The 20,064-nt window shown below is 60.3% G+C and carries 18 protein-coding genes; 15 read left to right on the top strand and 3 right to left on the bottom strand.

Annotated elements, in window-relative coordinates; genetic code table 11:
• Positions 1 to 7: 7 nt before the first annotated feature.
• The gene (locus L1C91_RS06255) at positions 8 to 2,068 is read right to left on the bottom strand and encodes a 4-alpha-glucanotransferase (RefSeq protein WP_234858506.1); all 2,061 of its coding nucleotides are present in this window, start codon (positions 2,066 to 2,068) and stop codon (positions 8 to 10) included.
• A 129-nt stretch (positions 2,069 to 2,197) separates the two neighbouring features.
• On the opposite strand from L1C91_RS06255, the gene L1C91_RS06250 reads away from it, so the two are divergent.
• The 13 genes from L1C91_RS06250 to L1C91_RS06190 all read left to right on the top strand — a co-directional run bounded on the left by L1C91_RS06250 (position 2,198) and on the right by L1C91_RS06190 (position 15,008).
• The gene (locus L1C91_RS06250) at positions 2,198 to 3,967 is read left to right on the top strand and encodes an AMP-dependent synthetase/ligase (RefSeq protein WP_268836566.1); all 1,770 of its coding nucleotides are present in this window, start codon (positions 2,198 to 2,200) and stop codon (positions 3,965 to 3,967) included.
• Positions 3,968 to 4,048: 81 nt separating this feature from the next.
• Entirely contained in the window at positions 4,049 to 4,723 is a 675-nt protein-coding gene (locus L1C91_RS06245; protein ID WP_234858505.1) for a hypothetical protein, read from the top strand.
• Positions 4,720 to 5,841, top strand: a complete 1,122-nt coding sequence (hemW, locus tag L1C91_RS06240; RefSeq protein ID WP_234858504.1) for a radical SAM family heme chaperone HemW — start codon at positions 4,720 to 4,722, stop codon at positions 5,839 to 5,841. The genes L1C91_RS06245 and hemW overlap by 4 nt, the downstream gene beginning before the upstream one ends.
• Positions 5,841 to 6,845 (top strand): heat-inducible transcriptional repressor HrcA, encoded by a 1,005-nt coding sequence (hrcA, locus tag L1C91_RS06235; protein WP_234858503.1) that lies wholly within the window; start codon positions 5,841 to 5,843, stop codon positions 6,843 to 6,845. The genes hemW and hrcA overlap by 1 nt, the downstream gene beginning before the upstream one ends.
• A 23-nt stretch (positions 6,846 to 6,868) precedes the next feature.
• Positions 6,869 to 7,987, top strand: a complete 1,119-nt coding sequence (dnaJ, locus tag L1C91_RS06230) for a molecular chaperone DnaJ (protein WP_234858685.1) — start codon at positions 6,869 to 6,871, stop codon at positions 7,985 to 7,987.
• A complete protein-coding gene (locus tag L1C91_RS06225) occupies positions 7,984 to 8,694 on the top strand; it encodes a 16S rRNA (uracil(1498)-N(3))-methyltransferase (protein WP_234858502.1) in 711 nt (236 codons plus the stop codon). The genes dnaJ and L1C91_RS06225 overlap by 4 nt, the downstream gene beginning before the upstream one ends.
• Positions 8,695 to 8,749: 55 nt before the next feature.
• Entirely contained in the window at positions 8,750 to 9,736 is a 987-nt protein-coding gene (locus L1C91_RS06220; protein WP_234858501.1) for a PhoH family protein, read from the top strand.
• Positions 9,736 to 10,320 carry an rRNA maturation RNase YbeY gene (gene ybeY, locus L1C91_RS06215; RefSeq protein ID WP_234858500.1) on the top strand — a complete coding sequence of 195 codons (585 nt, stop codon included), beginning with the start codon at positions 9,736 to 9,738 and terminating at the stop codon, positions 10,318 to 10,320. Before L1C91_RS06220 ends, ybeY begins: the two co-directional genes overlap by 1 nt.
• Positions 10,317 to 11,582: a hemolysin family protein gene (locus tag L1C91_RS06210; RefSeq protein ID WP_234858499.1), complete on the top strand. Its 1,266-nt coding sequence runs from the start codon at positions 10,317 to 10,319 to the stop codon at positions 11,580 to 11,582. Before ybeY ends, L1C91_RS06210 begins: the two co-directional genes overlap by 4 nt.
• A gap of 5 nt (positions 11,583 to 11,587) precedes the next feature.
• On the top strand, positions 11,588 to 12,487 hold the full coding sequence (gene era, locus L1C91_RS06205) for a GTPase Era (protein ID WP_021011942.1): 900 nt from the start codon (positions 11,588 to 11,590) through the stop codon (positions 12,485 to 12,487).
• Between the two features lie 18 nt (positions 12,488 to 12,505).
• Positions 12,506 to 13,222 (top strand): DNA repair protein RecO, encoded by a 717-nt coding sequence (gene recO / locus L1C91_RS06200; protein ID WP_234858498.1) that lies wholly within the window; start codon positions 12,506 to 12,508, stop codon positions 13,220 to 13,222.
• A gap of 5 nt (positions 13,223 to 13,227) precedes the next feature.
• On the top strand, positions 13,228 to 13,959 hold the full coding sequence (locus L1C91_RS06195; RefSeq protein ID WP_234858497.1) for an isoprenyl transferase: 732 nt from the start codon (positions 13,228 to 13,230) through the stop codon (positions 13,957 to 13,959).
• On the top strand, positions 13,956 to 15,008 hold the full coding sequence (locus L1C91_RS06190; RefSeq protein WP_234858496.1) for a VIT1/CCC1 transporter family protein: 1,053 nt from the start codon (positions 13,956 to 13,958) through the stop codon (positions 15,006 to 15,008). The genes L1C91_RS06195 and L1C91_RS06190 overlap by 4 nt, the downstream gene beginning before the upstream one ends.
• Positions 15,009 to 15,086: 78 nt before the next feature.
• Here the strand turns inward: L1C91_RS06190 and L1C91_RS06185 are convergent, their stop codons facing one another.
• Complete coding sequence (locus L1C91_RS06185) at positions 15,087 to 15,530, bottom strand: Fur family transcriptional regulator (protein WP_328219595.1); 444 nt, start codon at positions 15,528 to 15,530, stop codon at positions 15,087 to 15,089.
• Between the two features lie 541 nt (positions 15,531 to 16,071).
• Between L1C91_RS06185 and L1C91_RS06180 the strand changes: the two genes are divergently transcribed.
• Together L1C91_RS06180 and L1C91_RS06175 are read left to right on the top strand one after the other, a co-directional pair.
• Positions 16,072 to 17,451 (top strand): glycine--tRNA ligase, encoded by a 1,380-nt coding sequence (locus L1C91_RS06180; protein ID WP_234858495.1) that lies wholly within the window; start codon positions 16,072 to 16,074, stop codon positions 17,449 to 17,451.
• Between the two features lie 4 nt (positions 17,452 to 17,455).
• Positions 17,456 to 18,010, top strand: a complete 555-nt coding sequence (locus L1C91_RS06175) for a hypothetical protein (protein ID WP_234858494.1) — start codon at positions 17,456 to 17,458, stop codon at positions 18,008 to 18,010.
• Between the two features lie 5 nt (positions 18,011 to 18,015).
• On the opposite strand, the gene L1C91_RS06170 is transcribed toward L1C91_RS06175, so the two are convergent.
• Positions 18,016 to 20,037 (bottom strand): TPM domain-containing protein, encoded by a 2,022-nt coding sequence (locus tag L1C91_RS06170; RefSeq protein WP_234858493.1) that lies wholly within the window; start codon positions 20,035 to 20,037, stop codon positions 18,016 to 18,018.
• Between the last annotated feature and the right edge of the window lie 27 nt (positions 20,038 to 20,064).

The following is a 20,064-nucleotide window of genomic DNA, read 5'->3' as shown; positions in this document are numbered from 1 at the left end:
TGGACAACTAGCCGTTGGGGCGCCTGCCAGCTTCCGCAATAATGCTAAACCAGGGGTGGCGCGTGAGCTCTTCGAGAAGCACCACTGCACCGGTTTCATCCCGCAAAGGCTGGCACCAGTTGGGGTACAGGTCTTTGGTGGTGCCCGGCTGGTTTTGGGCCTGCACATCGCCGACCATGTCCACCAAAGACGTACACGTCAATGCCGATGGGGTAGAGGCCACATAGCGGTGCAAGCCGGCCACGAGTTCTAGAGTGTCGCCGCGTTGGCCACGCTTGTCGCTTTCTAGAGGCGGGCAGAAACCATACTCCGCAACCTGCGAGAGCACCCGGTTTTGCCACGCGACGTCCTCCGCTTCCTCGACCTCGAGGGGGCGTTCAAACAGGCCGAGCTCGTCGCGCAGGCGGATGTGAGTGCCGGCTAGGAAACCAGCCGTCGGGGGAAGATCATGCGTGGTCACAGAAGACAGTGCCAAGGGGCGGTAATGGCCCGCATGCTTGGGCTGGTCGCCCTCGGACTCGAACCACAAAATTGAGGTTCCCATGACGCCGCGTTCGGCCAAAGCATCCTGAACCCACGGCTCAAAGGTGCCAAGGTCTTCGCCAATGACGACCGCGCCCGCACGCTCTGCCTCCAGGGCCAAGATACCCACGAGGGCTTCGTGGTCGTAGTAGACATAGGTGCCCGTGGTCGCCGGCTGCATCCGGGGGATCCACCACAGGCGGAACAAGCCCAGCACGTGGTCAACGCGAATACCGCCGGCATGCTTGAGGACCGTGCGCAGCATGTCGCGCCACGGCCGGTAGCCGGCCTCGGCCAAAGCTACCGGGTGCCACGGGGGCTGCGACCAATCCTGGCCCAGCTGGTTGTACCCATCCGGTGGGGCACCAACAGAGGCCTCGGACGCCAAAACAGCCGAGAGGTTGTGGGCATCGGAACCTCCAGGGTGTACGCCCACAGCAAGATCAGCCATGATGCCGATCCGCATTCCCGCATCCTTGGCGGCGGCCTGTGCTGCAGCCAATTGCTCATCGCACAGGAACTGCAGCCACATATAAAACATGGGATCCACGCCAGTGGTGGCAGCACACCAGTGGGCAAAGAGCTCCAGGCCTTCGCCCTCATGCGCCACAAACGCATCAAAAGCAGCTTCGCGCTCTGGCAGGCGAACCTCAAACATCTTCATCAAGGCATCGAGCTTGGCCTCGTAAATTCGGTTGCGGTCAATCAACCCACCGCTGGAACTTAAGGCCTTCAGCTGGGCAAACACCTCGTGCTGCGCATCGGTAAAAGTGACGTGGTTGTATTCGGGGACATCCTCAATACGCAGATACAGCGGATTGACGAAACGCCTGGTGGTCGGCAAATAAGGGGAGTCTTCCACCTGCGGGGCGGGCTCGGCTGCGTGCAAAGGATTGATCAGCAGAAAATCAGCGCCGACTTCGCGTGCCACAATGTCTGCCAAAGTGGCGACGTCATGAAAATCGCCCATGCCCCAACTATCAGAAGAACGCACCGAATACACCTGCGCCATCACACCCGAGGCAGGCTGGGCGACAAAAGCATCCGCAGTCGACAAGCGACGCGGCGTCACAATCAAATCAACAACTTCCTCCGAACCCGTCGAGCGCGCGTGCAAACGGTGCCACCCCAAAGGCAGGTCCTCTGGCAGACCAAACGTGGCCTCCCCCCGCCAAATCCCTCCGACCTCGCGGGGAGGATTGAAATTATCCACCTGAAAAGCCTCGCGACGGCTGCCATCCTCGCAGGTAATCCACACCTCGACGGGTGCGCCATCATCAACATGAACATCCACCCGGGGCTGGTCACCCTGCTTAGTCACCACGCAGGGCGGCAACAGCCGCGACCACCGCGCATCCTCGCGGCGTCGATAGGCCCCTTGAATAGCCTCTTCAGTGTGCTCGGCTAGATCAACCCCCAGCGCATGCAGCGTCTTGAGCAGCGTATCCGTAGAAACCTGGACGTGTTCGCCGGTATAGGAATAGAACTGCGTAGCAATCCCATAAGAATCGGCCAAACCACGCAACTGCTCATCAAAAGTGCTCACACCTCAACATCTTAGTCAGGCCAAGCAGGTAGCCTAGACGTGAACAAAAACGAGGAGATATTTGTGGACACCGAATACAGCACGCCAGCCGAATACACCATTGGACGCAAAGAAACCTGCCTGACCGCCATGCTCGCCATGGCGCACGCCCGCCCCTACGGCGTGATGTTCACCCGCCCGAAAAGCTTTGAATGGGTCAATGTCACAGCCAGGGAATTCGCAGACGAAGTATTCGAAGTAGCCAAAGGCCTCATCGCCAACGGCGTGCAAAAAGGCGACCGCGTCGCCCTGCTCAGCGAAACCCGCTACGAATGGTCCCTCCTCGACTACGCCATCTGGGCAGCCGGAGCTGTAAGCGTGCCGATTTACGGCAGCTCCTCTGTGTCACAGGTGCGCTGGATTATTGAAGACTCCGGTGCGGTCTTCGCCATCACCGAAACCCCCGACCACACGGACCTGATGAAGCACTTGGAGCTCGACTCCGAAGGCAACCCCGCCCTTAAAGGTTCCACCTCGCAGCTGCGCCGCATCCTGGAGATCAACAGCTCGGCCATTACCACCCTCAAATTTGAGGGACGCGGCATCAGCGACGAAGAAGTTCAGGCCCGCATCGATGCCACCACCTCGGAGGACCTCGCATCGCTGGTGTACACCTCTGGCACGACCGGCCGCCCCAAAGGCTGCAAACTTACCCACCACAACTGGCTTGCTGAAGTGCGCGCGCTGCTGACCCACCCCATTGGTGCGATCGCCATCCCCGGCACCCGCGTGCTGACCTTCCTGCCCTTGGCGCACGTACTTGCCCGCGCCGTGTCCCTAGCAGTCGCCATCGGTGGCGCCACCCAATCCCACTGGTCCGACACCTCCTCACTATCCGTGGAATTCCAGCGTGCACGGCCCAACCTCATCCTCGGCGTGCCTCGAGTATTCGAAAAAGTCCATGCCGGTGCGATGGCCAATGCCAAGGAAAAAGGCCCCGTCCAAGCCACCATGTTCGCCAAGGCAGAACAAGTCGCCCGCGATTACTCCCGCGCATTGGATACCGAAGAGGGGCCCAGCCGTTCGCTGAAACTCAAGCACGCGACCTTCGACAAGCTGATCTACTCCAAGATCCGCGCCGCCATGGGATCGTCGGTGAAATACTGCATCTCCGGTGGCTCGGCGATGAACCCCGAGCTGCTGCACTTCTTCCGGGGACTGGGCGTGACCATCTATGAGGGCTACGGACTGACCGAAACCGCAGCCGCAGCCGCAGTGAACTTCGGCGACACCAACATCATTGGCACCGTCGGCCGCCCCGTGGGTGGCATGTCCGTGAAGATCAACGACGAGGGCGAAATCCTCCTCAAGGGCGAAAGTCTTTTTGCCGGATATTGGAATAATGACGAGGCCACCGAAGAGTCCATGGAGGACGGCTGGTTCAACACCGGCGACCTCGGCGAAGTGCTCGACAGTGGGCACATCGCGATCACCGGTCGTAAGAAGGACCTCATCGTCACCGCCGGCGGCAAGAATGTCTCGCCCGGCCCGCTGGAGGACCGCCTGCGCAGCCACCCGCTGATCTCCCAGGCGCTTGTGGTCGGCGACGGTAAGCCCTTCGTCGGCGTGCTGGTCTCGCTCGATGAAGAAGCCTTCAACCGGTGGAAGCTCGACCACAACATTCCAGCATCCAAGACGGTGTCCGACCTAGCAGTAGACCCCATGCTGCGCGCCGAAATCCAAGACGCCATCAACGAAACTAATTCGCTGGTCAGCCACGCGGAAGCCATCAAGAAGTTCTACATCCTCGACCGTGACTTGAGCGAAGAGGAAAACGAACTGACACCCACGATGAAGATCAAGCGAAACGTCGTCGTGCGACGCTTCGCGGAAGAAATCGACTTCCTCTACAAGCGCTAGCGGCGAGGCACCACAACTCGCGGCCCGTCGCCGTCTAGAGTTGTGCTCCGATCAAGTTAACTCGTGTGAAAAGGAGCAGCCGTGCACCGTGCAGACGCTCAGCTGCGCCACCGTGAACTCACCCAAGAGGTCTACAACATCGGCGATGAGGTAGCCGCCTACATCGAAAACCTCGCCGAAGCGGTGGCCGACTGGGATGTTCACCTCGTCCGCGACTGCCTCATCGAATTCGATGAAATCATCACCGATGCCCGCAACGATTCTCGCGTCGTATCCGCCGAACTCTACGGCGTGCGCCAGGCACTATCCTCTGGTATCCGCGGAGGCACCGTCGGTGCCAGCAGGGAACGCCGCGAACCGACAGTGCAACGCCCCAACCCCTTGGGTGCCGACACCCTGTGCGAATGGTTCCCGCTCGACGGCCCGGTAGGGGTGGAGCAGCATTTCACCGCGCTGGACGCCCGCACCCGCGCCGTCGTCAAACATTGTGAACGCGTCGTCGAATGGGTCCTCGACCAAACAGTCGTCGCCGCCGCAGACCTAAGCGCAATCAGCCTGCCCATGCTCTACGGCCGCACCAAAGCCCTGGTGGAAGATTGCGCGCACGCGTGGATCGATTGCGTCGCTTTGCTCGACCCCTCCTACGCCCAAGCGATGCGGGGATCCAACCCGCCCACCTTCTTGGGCGAACGCGCGCGTATTGACGCCGTCGTCGCCCGCGTCCAGCGAGCCCTCCAGCAGGCGGGTGGGGCGTGACCTTTGGGGTCTACGTGCACGTGCCGTTTTGCTCCTCCCGCTGCGGCTACTGCGATTTCAACACCTACACCCCCAGTGAGCTCGGGGGATCCAGCCCCGACAGCTATCTTGATGCGCTGGAAAAAGAACTCGACGCCGCAGCGCAGACCTATCCGTTAGGGCCCGCAGACACCGTATTTATCGGCGGCGGAACACCTTCGCTGATCGGTGCGGCAGGTCTTGAGCGTGTTCTTCGGGCAGTGCGCAACAGTTTCGGTGTTGCCCCGCACGCGGAAATCACCACTGAAGCCAACCCAGAGTCCACCTCGCAGGAATTCTTCGACCACATCCGGGCTGCCGGCTACAACCGAGTCTCCCTCGGCATGCAATCAGCCAGCACCACTGTGCTGCGCATCCTTGAACGACGCCACACACCGGGGCGCGCGCTCCAAGCCATTGCGGAAGCACACGCCGCAGGCTTCGAGCACCTCAACCTCGACGTCATCTACGGCACTCCCGGCGAAAGCGATGACGACCTTCGCGCCACACTCGACGCAGTTCTCGATGCCCCCGTCGACCACGTCAGTGCCTACTCGCTCATCGTCGAAGATGGCACCGCCATGGCCCGCAAAGTACGCAAAGGGATCATCCCCCCACCGGACGAAGATACCTACGCCGACCGCTACGCCATGATCGACCAAGAGCTGTCCGCAGCCGGCTTCGATTGGTACGAAGTGTCCAACTGGGCCAAACCCGGCGGCCAATGCCTGCATAACCTGGGCTACTGGCGCGACCACGACTACTACGGGGCAGGCCCCGGCGCACACTCGCACATCGGAAACATCCGCTTCTACAACGTCAAACACCCCGCCACCTACGCCGCACAAGCAACCCAACCGCAAGCCGGCAGCGAAGAACTGACACCACACGACCGCCACACAGAAGCCCTCATGCTCGGGCTACGCCTGCGCGAAGGCATCTGCGAGGACATCATTGGCGCCGGCGCACGCGACGTCATCAATGATTACATCAACCGTGGACTCCTCGCACGCACACACGGTAGGCTGCACGTCACAGACGCAGGGAGGCTCCTTGCAGACGGAATCATCGCCGACATTCTCGTAGCGGAAGGACAATGATGAGCAAAGCCGCACAACAACGCCGCGCAGCAGTCCTCCGGGCCATCGTCGCCGACTACATCGCCTCCCACGAACCCGTCGGCTCCAAAACACTACTCGAACGCCACCAACTGGGTGTATCCAGCGCCACCATCCGCAACGACATGGCCGCGCTGGAAAAAGAAGGCTACATCGTCAGCCAACACGCAAGCTCCGGCCGCATCCCAACAGACAAGGCCTATCGACTGTTCGTCGACACCCTCGACGAAATTAAACCCCTGTCCGTTGCTGAACGCCGCGCGATCTCCAGTTTTGTCGAAGGGGGAGTGGACCTCGAAGACGTCCTGCGTCGATCCGTGCAGCTGCTGAGCCAACTGACGCGTCAAGCAGCTGTCGTGCAAATTCCCACCCTCAACGTTTCCCGCGTGCGACACTGCGAAGTCGTTGAACTCACCCCCTACCGCCTGCTACTCGTGCTGATCACCGACACAGGGCGCGTGGAGCAACGCAACGTCGAAATAGCTAACCCGTGCAGCCCGGACACCGTCAGCCGCCTGCGGGAACTATTCAACCGCGCGCTCGCCGGCAAAACACTGTCCGACGCCAGCGTATCCATCGCAGAGCTTGCCGAAGAAGTCCCCAGTGACATCCGCGACGTCGTCATCCGATGCACCACCGTGTTGATCGAAACACTCGTCGAAGCACCCAGCGACAAACTCATCCTCGCCGGAGCCTCACACCTGACCCGCGGAGAATTCCCCGAAGGGCTGCCGCCAGTTCTCGAAGCACTCGAGGAACAAGTCGTCGTGCTCAGACTGCTGGCCGAAGCGCAAGAACTCGGCCACGTGCGCGTACACATCGGCGACGAACTGCACGGCGCATCAATCGTAGCCACCGGCTATGGACCAGATACCCCATTCGGTAGCATGGGCGTGGTTGGCCCCACATACATGGACTACTCGGGAACAATTTCTAAGGTTTCGGCCGTTGCACAGTACGTGAGCCGTGTCCTGGGCGGCAACTAACAGAAAGGACCGTGAAAAACACCGTGGCACGAGATTACTACGGGATCCTCGGCGTGGAGCGCGATGCGAGCGACTCCGAGATCAAAAAGGCCTACCGTAAACTGGCCCGCAAATACCACCCCGATGTCAACGACACCGAGGAAGCCGCCGAGAAATTCCGCGAGATTTCCCTCGCGCAAGAAGTACTCAGTGACCCCAACAAACGCCGCATCGTCGACGCTGGTGGCGACCCCATGGAACAAGCCCAAGGCGGCGGTGGGAACGCAGGCTACGGCGGATTCGGCGACATTTTCGACGCATTCTTCGGCGGCGCACAAGGCCGCGGCCCCCGCCCACGCACCGAACCCGGCAACGACGCACTACTGCGCACCACCATCACACTGGCCGAGGCCTACTTGGGTGCCAAAAAAGACATCACGGTCGACACCGCTGTGTTGTGCAGCGCCTGCGAAGGCACCGGCAGCGCCACCAAATCCAAGCCGGTCACCTGCTCCAGCTGTGGTGGTGCGGGCGAAATCCAGCAGGTGCAGCGTAGTTTCCTCGGCAACGTCATGACCTCACGCCCATGCCCCACCTGCCAGGGCTACGGCGACGTCATCAAAGATCCTTGCAACAACTGCCACGGAGACGGACGCAGCCTGAGCCGCCGCGACCTGGTGGTCAATATTCCCCCAGGAATCCGCGACGGGATGCGCATCCGCATGGCAGGCCAAGGCGAGGTTGGCCACGGCGGCGGCCCGGCAGGCGACCTCTATGTCGAGGTGCACACTGAACCCCACCCGATATACACCCGAGACGGCGACAACCTACACGTCAGCGCGACCGTTCCTATGGTTGACGCCGCGTTGGGCACCACGCTCACACTAGACAGCCTGGTGGGCGAGCCCATCACCGTCACCATCGACCACGGCACCCAGCCCGGTACCGCACTGCGCGAGGCTGGAAAAGGCATGCCGCGACTGCGCTCCGAAGAATTCGGCGATCTGCTCATCCACGTCGATGTCACCGTCCCCACTGACCTGGATAACACCAGCCGTTCGCTGCTCGAGCAGCTGCGGGAACACAGAGGGGAAAACACGGCAGTCAACCGAGAAAACGGCCGCCTGTTTGACCGATTGCGAAACAAGTTCCGGCGCTCATGACGCTTCCCGTTTTCTATTCCTCAACGCTCGACGGGCTGCGCGGCGCCGAAGCACACCACGTGCAAGTCAAGCGCATCACCGTCGGCGAGAACATCGTGCTGGTTGACGGCCGAGGTCGCAGCGCCACCTGCACGATCACGGCAGTGTCTAAGGACGCCGTGGAGGTCGACGTTGAACGCATCGAAACGGTGGATCGCGCCCAACACATCACCGTTGTCCAAGCGTTGCCGAAATCCGAACGCAGCGAACTGACCGTCGACCTACTGACCCAAGCAGGCGCCGACACCATCATCCCTTGGCAAGCCAGCCGCAGTATCGCGAAATGGGCGGGTAAAGAAGCCAAAGCGCACGCGAAATGGGAAAAGACCGTCACCGCAGCAGCCAAGCAATGCCGGCGTGCCTGGTGGCCAGAAGTCGAACAGCTGCATCGCACCCGCGACGTCATCACCCTGATCGAACATCACATTGAACAGGGCAAAGGCCCCGTGCTTGTATTGCACGAAACCGCCGATGAACCCCTGCGCAGTATGGATCTACGCGGCGACATCATGCTGATCGTCGGCCCAGAAGGCGGTATATCCCCCGAAGAGTATGAGGCCTTCACCCGCGCGGGCGGCCGGGCTGCAAAACTCGGCCCCGAAATTTTGAGGACCGCTACAGCAGGCTTCGCCGCGCTCGCCGGAATCGGTGCGCTCACCCGCTGGTAAAGCCCACCGGCGAGACCAACGCACGCACCCCACCTTGCTACACTGATTGGCTACTATGATCACCCAAGAGTTCGAGCTCGACGCATCCCACGCACAAACAGTGCTCGGCACCAACGATGCCAACCTCAAAGCGATGGAAAAATACCTCGACTGCGACATTTTTGTGCGCGGAACCAAGGTCACCATCAACGGCGAAGACCACAACGTCGCACAGGCCGTGAGGGTCTTAAGGGACCTCGAATCCATGGCACGCCGTGGCTACGTGCTGAGCCCCGACTCCGTCAAACACACCACCCGGGCGGTGCACAGCGTCCGACAGATCGTCGCCGATGACATCATCGCCCGCCGCGGCAAAGTAGTGCGCCCCAAAACCGCAGGCCAGAAAGCCTACGTGGAAGCCATCGATGAGAACACCATCGTCTTCGGCATAGGCCCCGCAGGTTCCGGCAAAACCTATCTGGCTATGGCCAAGGCTGTGCAGGCGCTGAACAATAAGGAAGTCAGCCGCATCATCTTGACCCGCCCGGCGGTCGAAGCAGGGGAGAAGCTGGGATTCCTCCCCGGCACGCTCAATGAGAAGATCGACCCCTACCTGCGCCCCCTGCACGATGCGCTGCGTGACATGGTGGAGGCGGAATCCATCCCGAAAATGATGGAATCCGGGATCGTGGAAGTCGCCCCGTTGGCCTACATGCGCGGACGCACCCTCAACGACGCCTTCGTCATTTTGGACGAGGCCCAAAACACCACCCCGGCGCAGATGAAGATGTTTCTGACCCGCCTGGGGTTCGGCTCCAAAATGGTCGTCACCGGTGATATCAGCCAGGTCGATCTGCCCGGCGGGCAGCATAGCGGCCTGAAGGTGGTGCGCCACATCCTCAAGGGAATCGACGGCGTGCACTTCAGCGAACTCGGCAGCGAAGACGTCGTGCGCCACCAACTGGTCGGGCGCATCGTCGACGCCTATGATAATTACGACAATAAAAGCCCCCGCGAGAATGGAGCGGGGCAGGCCGTCGACACAGGGACACAGGGACAGTAATGCACATCGAGGTTTTTAACGAAGACCCCACCCATGGCGCCCAAGATGCTGTAGAGACCGTAGATGCTGCGGACGGTCCGGTGGATGGCGTTAACGAGGAAGCGCTGATCGATGTGGCGTCCTTCGCTTTGTCACGCATGGACGTGCATTCTGAAGCCGAGCTTAACATCTACATCGTCGACGAAGACGCCATCGCTGACCTGCACGTCCAGTGGCTCGATCTGGAAGGGCCTACCGACGTGATGAGCTTCCCAATGGACGAGCTCACACCCGGTGGGCGGCCGGACGCGAACGAACCCGGTCCCGCTATGCTGGGCGACATCGTGTTGTGCCCCAGCTTCGCGGCGAAGCAAGCAAAGAAGGCGGGGCATAGCCTAGCCCACGAGCTAGCCCTACTGACCGTTCACGGCTGCCTGCACCTGCTGGGCTACGACCACATTGAACCCAGCGAAGAGCAGCATATGTTCGCTTTGCAAAATGAGCTGCTGCGCTTGTGGTACGACGACTGTCAGCAGCGTGGGGTGAGCTACCAGCCCAAGCCCAACACTCCCGAAGCGTTTCCCACGGCGGCTGACCGTACATGATCGAATTGCTGGTAGTCGCCCTAGCGGCACTGCTGTCCGCTGTTCTGGGCACAGTCGAGTCTGCGGTCACGGCACTATCCCGCGCCCGCGTCGAAGAACTGGTTAAGGAAGAACGCCAGGGTGCTGCGGCACTGCTGAAAGTCCTAAACCGCCGCAGCGACAACATCAACCTGTTGATTTTGTTGCGCACTCTTTTGGACACCACTGCCGCTGTAGTCGGTGGGGTGCTCGCCTTGGAACTCATTGGCAACCGTGGTTGGGCCATCGCCGCCGCCGTCGCGGTAGTCGCCACCATCACCTACGTGATCGCCGGTGTGTTTTCCCGCACCATCGGCCGCCGCAACCCCTACACGGTGTCCATCCAAGCAGCGCTAGTGTTGTCTGCCTTGGCTTTCGTGCTGGGCCCGATCACAAAAATCCTCGTGTGGATCGGCGGCAAGCTCGCCCCGGGCCCCGGTTTTGAGGATGGGCCTTTCGCCACGGAAGTGGAACTTCGCGAAATGGTGGATCTCGCTCAAGACAGTGGCGTGGTGGAAAGCGAAGAACGCCAGATGATCCAAAACGTCTTCGATCTGGCCGACACCACCGCCCGCAGCGTCATGGTGCCGCGCCCGGAGATGATCTGGATTGAAGACAATAAGACAGCCGGCCAAGCCACCGCTTTGTGCGTGCGCAGCGGGCATTCTCGTATCCCCGTGGTGGGCGAAACAGTCGATGACATCCAGGGCATCGTTTATCTGAAGGACTTGGTGCAGCAGACCTACCACGCCACAGATGGCGGGCACAGTGTGAAGGTTAAAGACATCATGCGCCCGGCAACCTTTGTACCGGATTCCAAGCCGCTGGATGATCTGCTCCATGACATGCAGCTGCACCGCAACCACATTGCCATCCTGATCGACGAATATGGTGGCGTCGCCGGACTGATCTCTATCGAAGACATCTTGGAAGAAATCGTCGGCGATATTGCCGATGAGTATGACGTCGCGGAGCAGGCGACCACAGAGGAACTAGGCGATGGACGCTACCGTGTCGTCGCACGCCTGAGCCTCGATGACGTGGCCGAATTGTTGGACATTGAGTTTCCCGAGGACACCCTCGATCAGGTCGACACCATTGGTGGTTTGCTTGCCTACGAACTTGGGCGCGTGCCGCTTCCCGGTGCAACGGTGGAGAGCAATGGGCTGAAACTGACCAGTGAGGGCATCCGGGATCGCCGCGGCCGCTTGCGAACGACTGCTGTTGTCATTGAGGTACCCTGAAACACATGACTGACGTTTTTCGCTCCGGCTTCGTAAGCTTCGTGGGCCGACCCAACACCGGCAAATCCACACTGACGAATGCCCTCGTTGGCGAAAAAATCGCTATTACAGCGAACCAGCCAGAGACCACGCGTCGCCCGATCCGCGGGATCGTCCACCGCGAGGACGCCCAGATCATCATCGTCGACACCCCCGGCCTGCACAAGCCCCGCACTCTGCTGGGCGAGCGCCTCAACGACATTGTGAAAGACACCTACACCGATGTTGACGTCATCGGCTTGTGCATCCCCGCAGACGAAAAAATCGGCCCCGGCGACCGCTGGATCCTCGACGCAGTCAAGAAGGCAACGCCGAAAACACCCATCGTCGGAATCGTCACCAAGACGGACAAAGCTAGCCGCGACCAGATCGCTGAACAGCTCGTCGCCGTCTACGACATGATCGGTGGGTCAGACGTCGTGCCCGTGAGCGCCACAGCAGGCGAGCAAACAGACACCCTCCTCGACGTCATCACCACGTATCTTCCCGAAGGGCCAAAGTTCTACCCGGAAGATCACACCACTGACGAAGATCGCGACACCCGCATCTCCGAGCTCATTCGCGAAGCAGCCCTATCCGGTCTACGCGATGAGCTACCGCACTCCGTGGCTGTCGAAATTGATGAGATCATCCCCGACGATAACAACCCCGACAAGCTCAACATTCACGCGATCATGTACCTTGAGCGCCCCGGGCAGAAAACCATCATCGCCGGACGTGACGGGCGCCGACTGTCCCGCATCGTGCACACTGCGCGCAAAGAGATCATTGAACTGCTCGGCTGCAATGTCTATCTCGACCTGCGCATCAAGATCCTGAAAAACTGGCAGTCCGACCCCAAAGCCCTGGGCCGCCTAGGTTTTTAGAAGCCACCGGGGCACACCGTGCGTAGTTTCAGAGACCAAGCGCTCGTCACCCGCACCTACGACTTTGGCGAAGCCGACCGCATCGTCACCCTACTGACCCGCAACCACGGGGTTGTGCGCGCCGTAGCCAAAGGCATTCGCCGAACCAACAGTCGCTTCGGTGCGCGCGTTCAGCAGTTCAACCTGATCGATGTCAACCTGTACCCAGGGCGCAACCTCGCCACCCTCACCCAGGCCGACACCATCAGCCACTATGGCAAACTGATCGACGACTACGACCACTACACTGCTGGCGCCATCATCCTAGAGGCCGCGCAAAGGCTCACCCTGCACACCCCACCGGGCGACCCCTACACTTTTGACCAGGCCACCCGTGCACTCGAGCGTATCCCTGTGCACCCGACCATCGCCATCGACGCGTTCATCCTCACCACCATGCGGCACAACGGATGGGAACCCACCCTCTACAACTGCGCAAGCTGCGAAAAACCGGGGCCACACCACCACTTCCATCCAGCGTCGGGTGGTGCCGTGTGCGAAGACTGCCGCCCGCCCGCAGCAACCCCGGCGCCGGGCGAAAGCCTCCGCATCCTCTGGTGGATCCTCGCAGGCCACACCGAACTTGCAGCCGCAGCCAACTCGGTGGACATCCACACCGCACACAACCTGACTCTCGACTACTTCCACTGGCATACCGAGCAACGTTTGCGCAGCCTACGCACTGTGGAACAATAGACAGCGTGAACCACCCAGCGCAGCAACTCGACCCCCAATTCCTGCCGCAGCACATCGCCCTTGTCATGGACGGCAATGGCCGATGGGCACAACAACGCGGCATGAAACGCACCGAAGGACACAAACGCGGCGAGCAAGTCCTCGACACCATGGTCGACACCTGCCTAGAGCTGGGCATACCCTACCTATCGGCGTACGCATTCTCTACCGAAAACTGGCGGCGCAGCCCCGAGGAAGTCCGCTTCCTGATGAACTTCAACCGCCATGTGCTGCGCACCCGACGCGACAGCCTGAACGAACGCGGCGTCAAAATTAAATGGGTGGGGCGACGCCCCCGCCTGTGGCGCAGCGTCATTAAAGAACTCCAGGAAGCGGAAGAATTAACAAAAAACAACACTCGCATGACGCTTGCGATGTGCATCAACTACGGTGGCCGCGCCGAAATTGTTGACGCCGCGCGTGCCTTCGCCGAAGACGTAGCTAACGGCACCGTCAAGCCCCACCAGCTCACCGAAAATAGCTTGCGTGGCTATCTCAATGACCCTGACATGCCCGATGTTGACTTATTCTTGCGCCCCAGCGGCGAGCAGCGCACCAGTAATTTCCTGCTGTGGCAATCGGCGTATGCCGAGATGGTCTTCCAGGACAAGCTCTTTCCCGACTACACACCCGAAGACCTCTACGACGCGATTTATGAATATGCCCAACGCGACCGGCGGTTCGGTGGCACCAAATGACGCCCGATAAAAAACAAATCCGCCGCTGGCAAAAATACTTGGCCAACGAGCGCGCGGAGGCAGCTGTTTACCGCGAGCTTGCGCGCACCGCTGATGGGGAAGAACGCGATATCTTGCTCAAGCTGGCGGAAGCCGAGGACCGCCACGAGCAATACTGGCGCAACAAACTTGGCAATGACCTCGGCATGCCGCGCAGGCCATCCATGGGTACGCGCACCATGGCGTTTCTGGCACGACGCTTCGGCAGTGTCTTCACCCTGGCGCTGATGCAATCGGCGGAAAGCCGCACGCCTTATTCCAACGACGCCGACGCTACCGAACAGATGACGGCCGACGAGCGCATCCACGCAGAAGTCGTTCGCGGGCTTGCCCAACGCGGCCGCCAACAGCTGTCCGGTGGATTCCGTGCGGCCGTCTTTGGCGCCAACGACGGGCTCGTATCCAACCTCGCATTGGTGTTGGGTGTTTTCGCCAGCGGCGCAAGCAACCACACGATCCTTTTGACGGGCTTGTCTGGCTTGCTTGCGGGGGCTTTGTCCATGGCCGCGGGCGAATATATTTCTGTGGCCTCTCAACGGGAGCTGCTTGAGGCCAGCACACCGCACCCCAAGACCAACACGCTGTTGCCGCAGTTGGACGTCAACGCCAATGAGCTTGCGCTGGTCTACCGGGCGCGCGGGATGGATGCCGCAACCGCTGATCATAAGGCCCAACAGACGCTTCGTAGCATCCGCGATAATCAACCAGTGGACGCCCTGGATAGCGATAGCAACCCCGATGCTGCTGGAAGCCCTACCCAGGCTGCCTTGTCGTCATTCATTTTCTTCGCCACGGGGGCTCTACTGCCCATCATCCCGTTCATCTTTAACCTGCCCACCAACACAGCCGCGATTTCTTCCACCGTGATCGTCAGCGTGGCGCTACTGACTACGGGAGCGATCGTCGGTTTACTATCCGGCACCGCGCCGATGCTCAAGGCGCTCAGGCAACTTGCAATCGGTCTTGCAGCTGCGGCCACCACCTACGGCATAGGGTCGCTCTTCGGGTAGAGGAGTACCAGCAGCTAGCAAAAAGAGAGTGGGGCATCCCCTGGCTCAAGGGATGCCCCTCATGTGTGAGCGCGTGGCTTACTTGCTTTCGGCCTCTTCCTTTTCCTGACACTCGGGGCACAGGCCAAAGACCTCGGCGGTGTGGTTGGTCAGGCGGTAGCCGTGCTCGACTGCCTGCTCTCCAGCCCACTGCTCGACGGGGCCGCCATCGATTTCCTTGGTCTTGCCGCACTTGGTGCAGACCACGTGATGGTGATGGTGGCTGCTAGCGCAGTGGCGGTACAGGGTTTCACCGGTGTGCATGTGCAGCACGTCGACGGCGTTGATTTCTGCAAGAGACTGCAGGGTGCGGTACACGGTGGTCAGACCAACGCTCTCGCCGCGGACGATCAGCTCATCGTGGATGTAGCGAGCAGAGTAGAAGTTCTCGAGATCTCGAAGGACCGTGACCACAGCTGCTCGCTGGCGGGTGCTGCGGGCGCCCAGCCTCGGCATGGGCGGGTTCTTCTTGTCCTTGCTCATGTTTCTGACAGTGTGGGTTTGTGCCACAGTTATCCTCCATGTTGAAAAGTGCGAAATGTGCGAACCAAACACAACACAAAACAGACACAGTACATCGCAATCAATCGGAGCGGCTCGCCCGATCGTGTCTGCTTTTTCTTGGATCGTGCTTGTTTGGGGATCGTTTCAATACTAAGCGCGTTTAAGCGTTTTCTTAGAATTGCGACCCGCTGAGCGTGCGGTGGGCGTGTAAGCCAACGCATACTAACACCGCAGGTTAAGTCCGATTTTTGTCGATATGACCACAAAATGAAAGTGAAAAACGTTATTCATCTGCTGTGCGGAGGCATTTTTGGAAGCTGTTGTGGCGTAAGTCATGCGCTTTCATGTGACGGTAGGACTGTGGGAAGTGTCATGAGTATTCTGTCACAAAGCCCCCGCAGGCCTGCACATTGGGTGGCATTGAGGTTGGCAATTGTCCAAGCGCACCCCAGGGTGGGGCAGGGTGCGGCGATCTATTAGACTCCTAGGTCTATACCTGTTATCCAACCTTGGGAGAATCGTGGCTTCTGTAATCGACACCGTTGTCAATCTGTGCAAGCGACGCGGTCTGGTCTACCCGTGCGGTGAAATCTATGGCGGCACTCGTTCCGCATGGGATTACGGCCCACTCGGCGTCGAGCTTAAAGAGAACATTAAAAAGCAGTGGTGGCGTTCCATGGTCACCTCCCGCATGGATGTCGTGGGCCTCGACTCTTCCGTTATTCTCCCTCGCCAGACCTGGGTGTCCTCCGGCCACCTGGAGGTCTTCACCGACCCGCTAGTGGAGTCCTTGCACACCCACAAGCGCTACCGTGCCGACCACCTGTTGGAGGCCTACGAGGAAAAGCACGGCCACCCGCCGGCAAATGGCCTGGCTGATATTCCTGACCCGGAAACTGGCCAGCCGGGTAACTGGACCGAGCCCCGCGAGTTCTCCGGCATGCTCAAAACCTTCCTCGGCCCCGTCGATGACGAGGAAGGCCTGCACTACCTGCGCCCGGAGACCGCACAGGGCATCTTCGTGAACTTCAAGAACGTCATGACCTCCGCGCGTATGAAGCCTCCGTTTGGTATCGCCCAGATCGGTAAGTCCTTCCGCAACGAGATCACCCCGGGTAACTTCATCTTCCGCACCCGCGAGTTCGAGCAGATGGAGATGGAGTTCTTCGTCAAGCCCGGCACCGACGAGCAGTGGCACCAGTACTGGATTGACCACCGCTACAACTGGTACGTCGACCTCGGCATCAACCCTGACAACCTGCGTTTGTACGAGCACCCGCAGGAAAAGCTTTCCCACTACTCCAAGCGCACCGTCGACGTGGAATACGCTTTCCACTTCGCTGGTTCCAAGTGGGGCGAGCTCGAGGGCGTTGCAAACCGCACCGATTACGACCTGTCTGTGCACGCCAAGGGCTCTGGTGAGGACCTGTCCTACTTCGACCAGGAGACCGGCGAGCGTTGGATCCCTTACGTCATCGAACCTGCGGCGGGTCTGGGTCGCTCCATGATGGCCTTCCTTGTGGATGCTTACCACGAGGACGAAGCCCCCAACGCTAAGGGTGGTGTGGACAAGCGCGTCGTGCTTAAGCTTGATCGCCGCTTGGCGCCTGTGAAGGTTGCCGTGCTGCCCCTGAGCAAGAAGGACACGTTGACGCCCACAGCGGAGAAGGTTGCGGAAACCCTCCGCCAGCACTGGAACATTGAATATGACACCTCCGGTGCGATTGGTCGACGCTACCGCCGTCAGGACGAAATCGGCACTCCTTTCTGCGTGACCGTCGACTTCGACACTTTGGAGGACGGCGCGGTGACCGTGCGCGAGCGCGACACGATGGAGCAGGAGCGCGTCAAGATCGACGAGCTTGAGGCCTACCTAGCCCAGCGTCTGATCGGCTGCTAGCACCATGCACTACCTAGAGTGGAGCGGTCGCACAGAGTTGCATCGGGGCACCAGCCGCCTGGATCAAGCCCCGGAGCACCTGGCTTCTTTCACGGATACCTCCGCCACCATCGGCGAGCAGGTGTACACCCTTGATGCCTCCACCGGATCGTTTTCTGGTGATGATGCCGCGTTTTCTGCTGTCGCAGACAAAGGCTCGCTGAAGAAGGCTAAGCAGGTCACCACCACCTTGTCGGGTGGGGAGTACCAGTTGCTGAACGAGCGGAAGAAAGAATGGGTGATCCTGCACGAAGGTAACTTTGTCGCGCAGTTCACCGGTGATGATGTCCGCAACATGCTCATTCAATTTGGGCAGGCGGATGAACAAGGCCAGCCGTTGGAGACCCCCGAAGCGCTTGCTGAGCAAGCGGCCCTGCCAGAGATCACCCCGCTGGAGGAGATTTATCTGGCGTGGCTGGCCCGCACCGTGGTGGAGCAGCGGTTGGTGGGAACGACCACTATTTTGATGTGGTCGCTTATCGCCCTTACCCCGTTTATTATCCTCGTGTTTTTGATGTAGCTGGCTTAGAAGCTGCCGCTGTCAAAACCCCAGTCGCCGCCACCGAAGTCCCCTCCGAAACCTCCGCCGAAGTCTCCTCCGAATCCGCCGCCAAAGCCGCCGCGGAAGGAGGAGCTGAGGATGTTTCCGAGGATGAGGCCGGTGACAAGACCATTGCCGCCACCACCAAAGCCGGACATGTTTTGGTTTTGGTATCGGCGCACATCGCGAGTTGCCTCATCGAGAGCCTGCTTGCCCCACATCGCCGCCGAGCGCGCATGCGTGATACCTGCATCAATGCTGTTGCTGTCTGTCAGGCGCTCGGCCTCGGCCCAGTACTGCTGCGCCGTGGCCAGGCTGGTGCGTGCAGCAGAGCCCACCATGGAACCGCGGGTGTTGATGATGTCAGTCGCAGCCTGCAATTGGGCGTGCGCGTTAGCCATCGTCTGATCAAACACCTGACGCTGCACACTGTAGTCCGCAGCAGTCGAGCGAGCCTGCGCCAGAGCCGAAGCCAGCTGAGTGCTTGCCTCCAACAAACCCGTGTAGGAAGCCAAAGGATCCGCACCACCATCAGCGACCTGCAACGCTTGTGTCGCCTGATCCACCGCGGCGTCAATATCCGACAAATCCACCTCCGGGGAGGACTGCTTCAACGCGCGAGCATCCGCAACATTAGCGCGCACGGAGGCCGTCAACTGCGGCAGATCAGCATGGGCGCGACGGATGGTGTCATCAGCATGCTCCACACCAGATAGCAACATGTCCACCTGCTGCAGCGTCGTTTCCACAGCGCGGATATCGTCCACCAAACCCTGCTGCTGGCCGGCAGGTTTCGCAGCCACAGTGCGTGCGTGCTCCAGCACCCGGTCGGCGTCATTCAAGTGGCTAGAGGCAAGCTCAACGTTATCGGCCACAGAGGCGACCGATTCGCGGCCATAGGCTTCAATGAGCTTGTCCAACGCCGCCGTGGCAGCAGGGACGCGCGAGCGGCCATCAACAATCTTGCGGGTCAAAGAATCCAACGTTTCAGGGGCAGCCAGCAAAACACTGCGCATCTGCGCAAACTCTTCGGCCTGAGCATCAAGTACATCATCAGCCATGCCGCACATCGACACGATCTGCACTAAGGTGGCGTGCTCGTCCTGAGGCGTCATCGCCTGCTTTAACGCAAACGCCCGTGCCAGCGTCACCTTTGACGACTCCAACGCCTGGGTGAACTGAGCAACCCGCGCCGGCCCGAACTCTTCGCGGGCACGCTCGAGCTCTTCAGATGCGCGACGGATGGACTCGTCGGTAGACACCAACTCCTCCGCCGCCAAGGTGCGCAAGGTGGCAAGATCCTGCTGCTGCAACCCACGGGTATCGGCAGGATCCATCGAACGCGCAGCCTCAAGACGTTGCTCGTCGCCCTTCTTCCGCCGACGGCGCGCATAAGCCACCGCACCACCGGCGACCGCTAGAGCACCACCGCCAGCCAACGCAGCACCACCGGCATCAATACCGCCCCCATCAGCAGAAGACGCAGAGCCACCGCCTTCGGTACCCTTCACCGCCGAAATCGCTGCAGAAGCGGCATCAAACCACTTCTCATCAGACAACAATGACGTCGCGGCCTTCGTGATCTGTTTCGACACCTCCGGGTCAACACCCGGGCCATACACCGTGGTGTAATCCCGCTGCTGGGTGGCCACAGCAAAAATCACGCCCCTCTGCCCGCCATACGCGTCATACAGATTCGTAGCGAACTCTTTAGCGGTCTGTCCCTCAAACGTCGGCACAAACACCACGCGTATGTTGACGCCGGTGGATTCCGCGACGTCATTAATCTGATCCCGCAAACGAGAAACCTCGTCACTGGACAACACACCAGAGGTGTCCGTCACCGAACCAGTCAACTGCACAGCACCCCCACCCGACTGAGCCAACAACATAGTGTTGGGGGCAGCCAACGCCCCAGTGGGCGCCAGAACACCCACCCCAGCAACGCAAGCAGAAGAAACAACAGCGAACACAGCAACACGAGCGCGACGCGAAAGCTTAGACATGCCCTAGATCCTACGCCAGTTATCCAC

Source organism: Corynebacterium argentoratense (assembly GCF_021491455.1).
GTDB lineage: Bacteria > Actinomycetota > Actinomycetes > Mycobacteriales > Mycobacteriaceae > Corynebacterium > Corynebacterium argentoratense_A.
The sequence above is the reverse complement of the archived record's forward strand: the minus strand, read 5'-3'. Positions and strand labels throughout refer to the sequence as shown.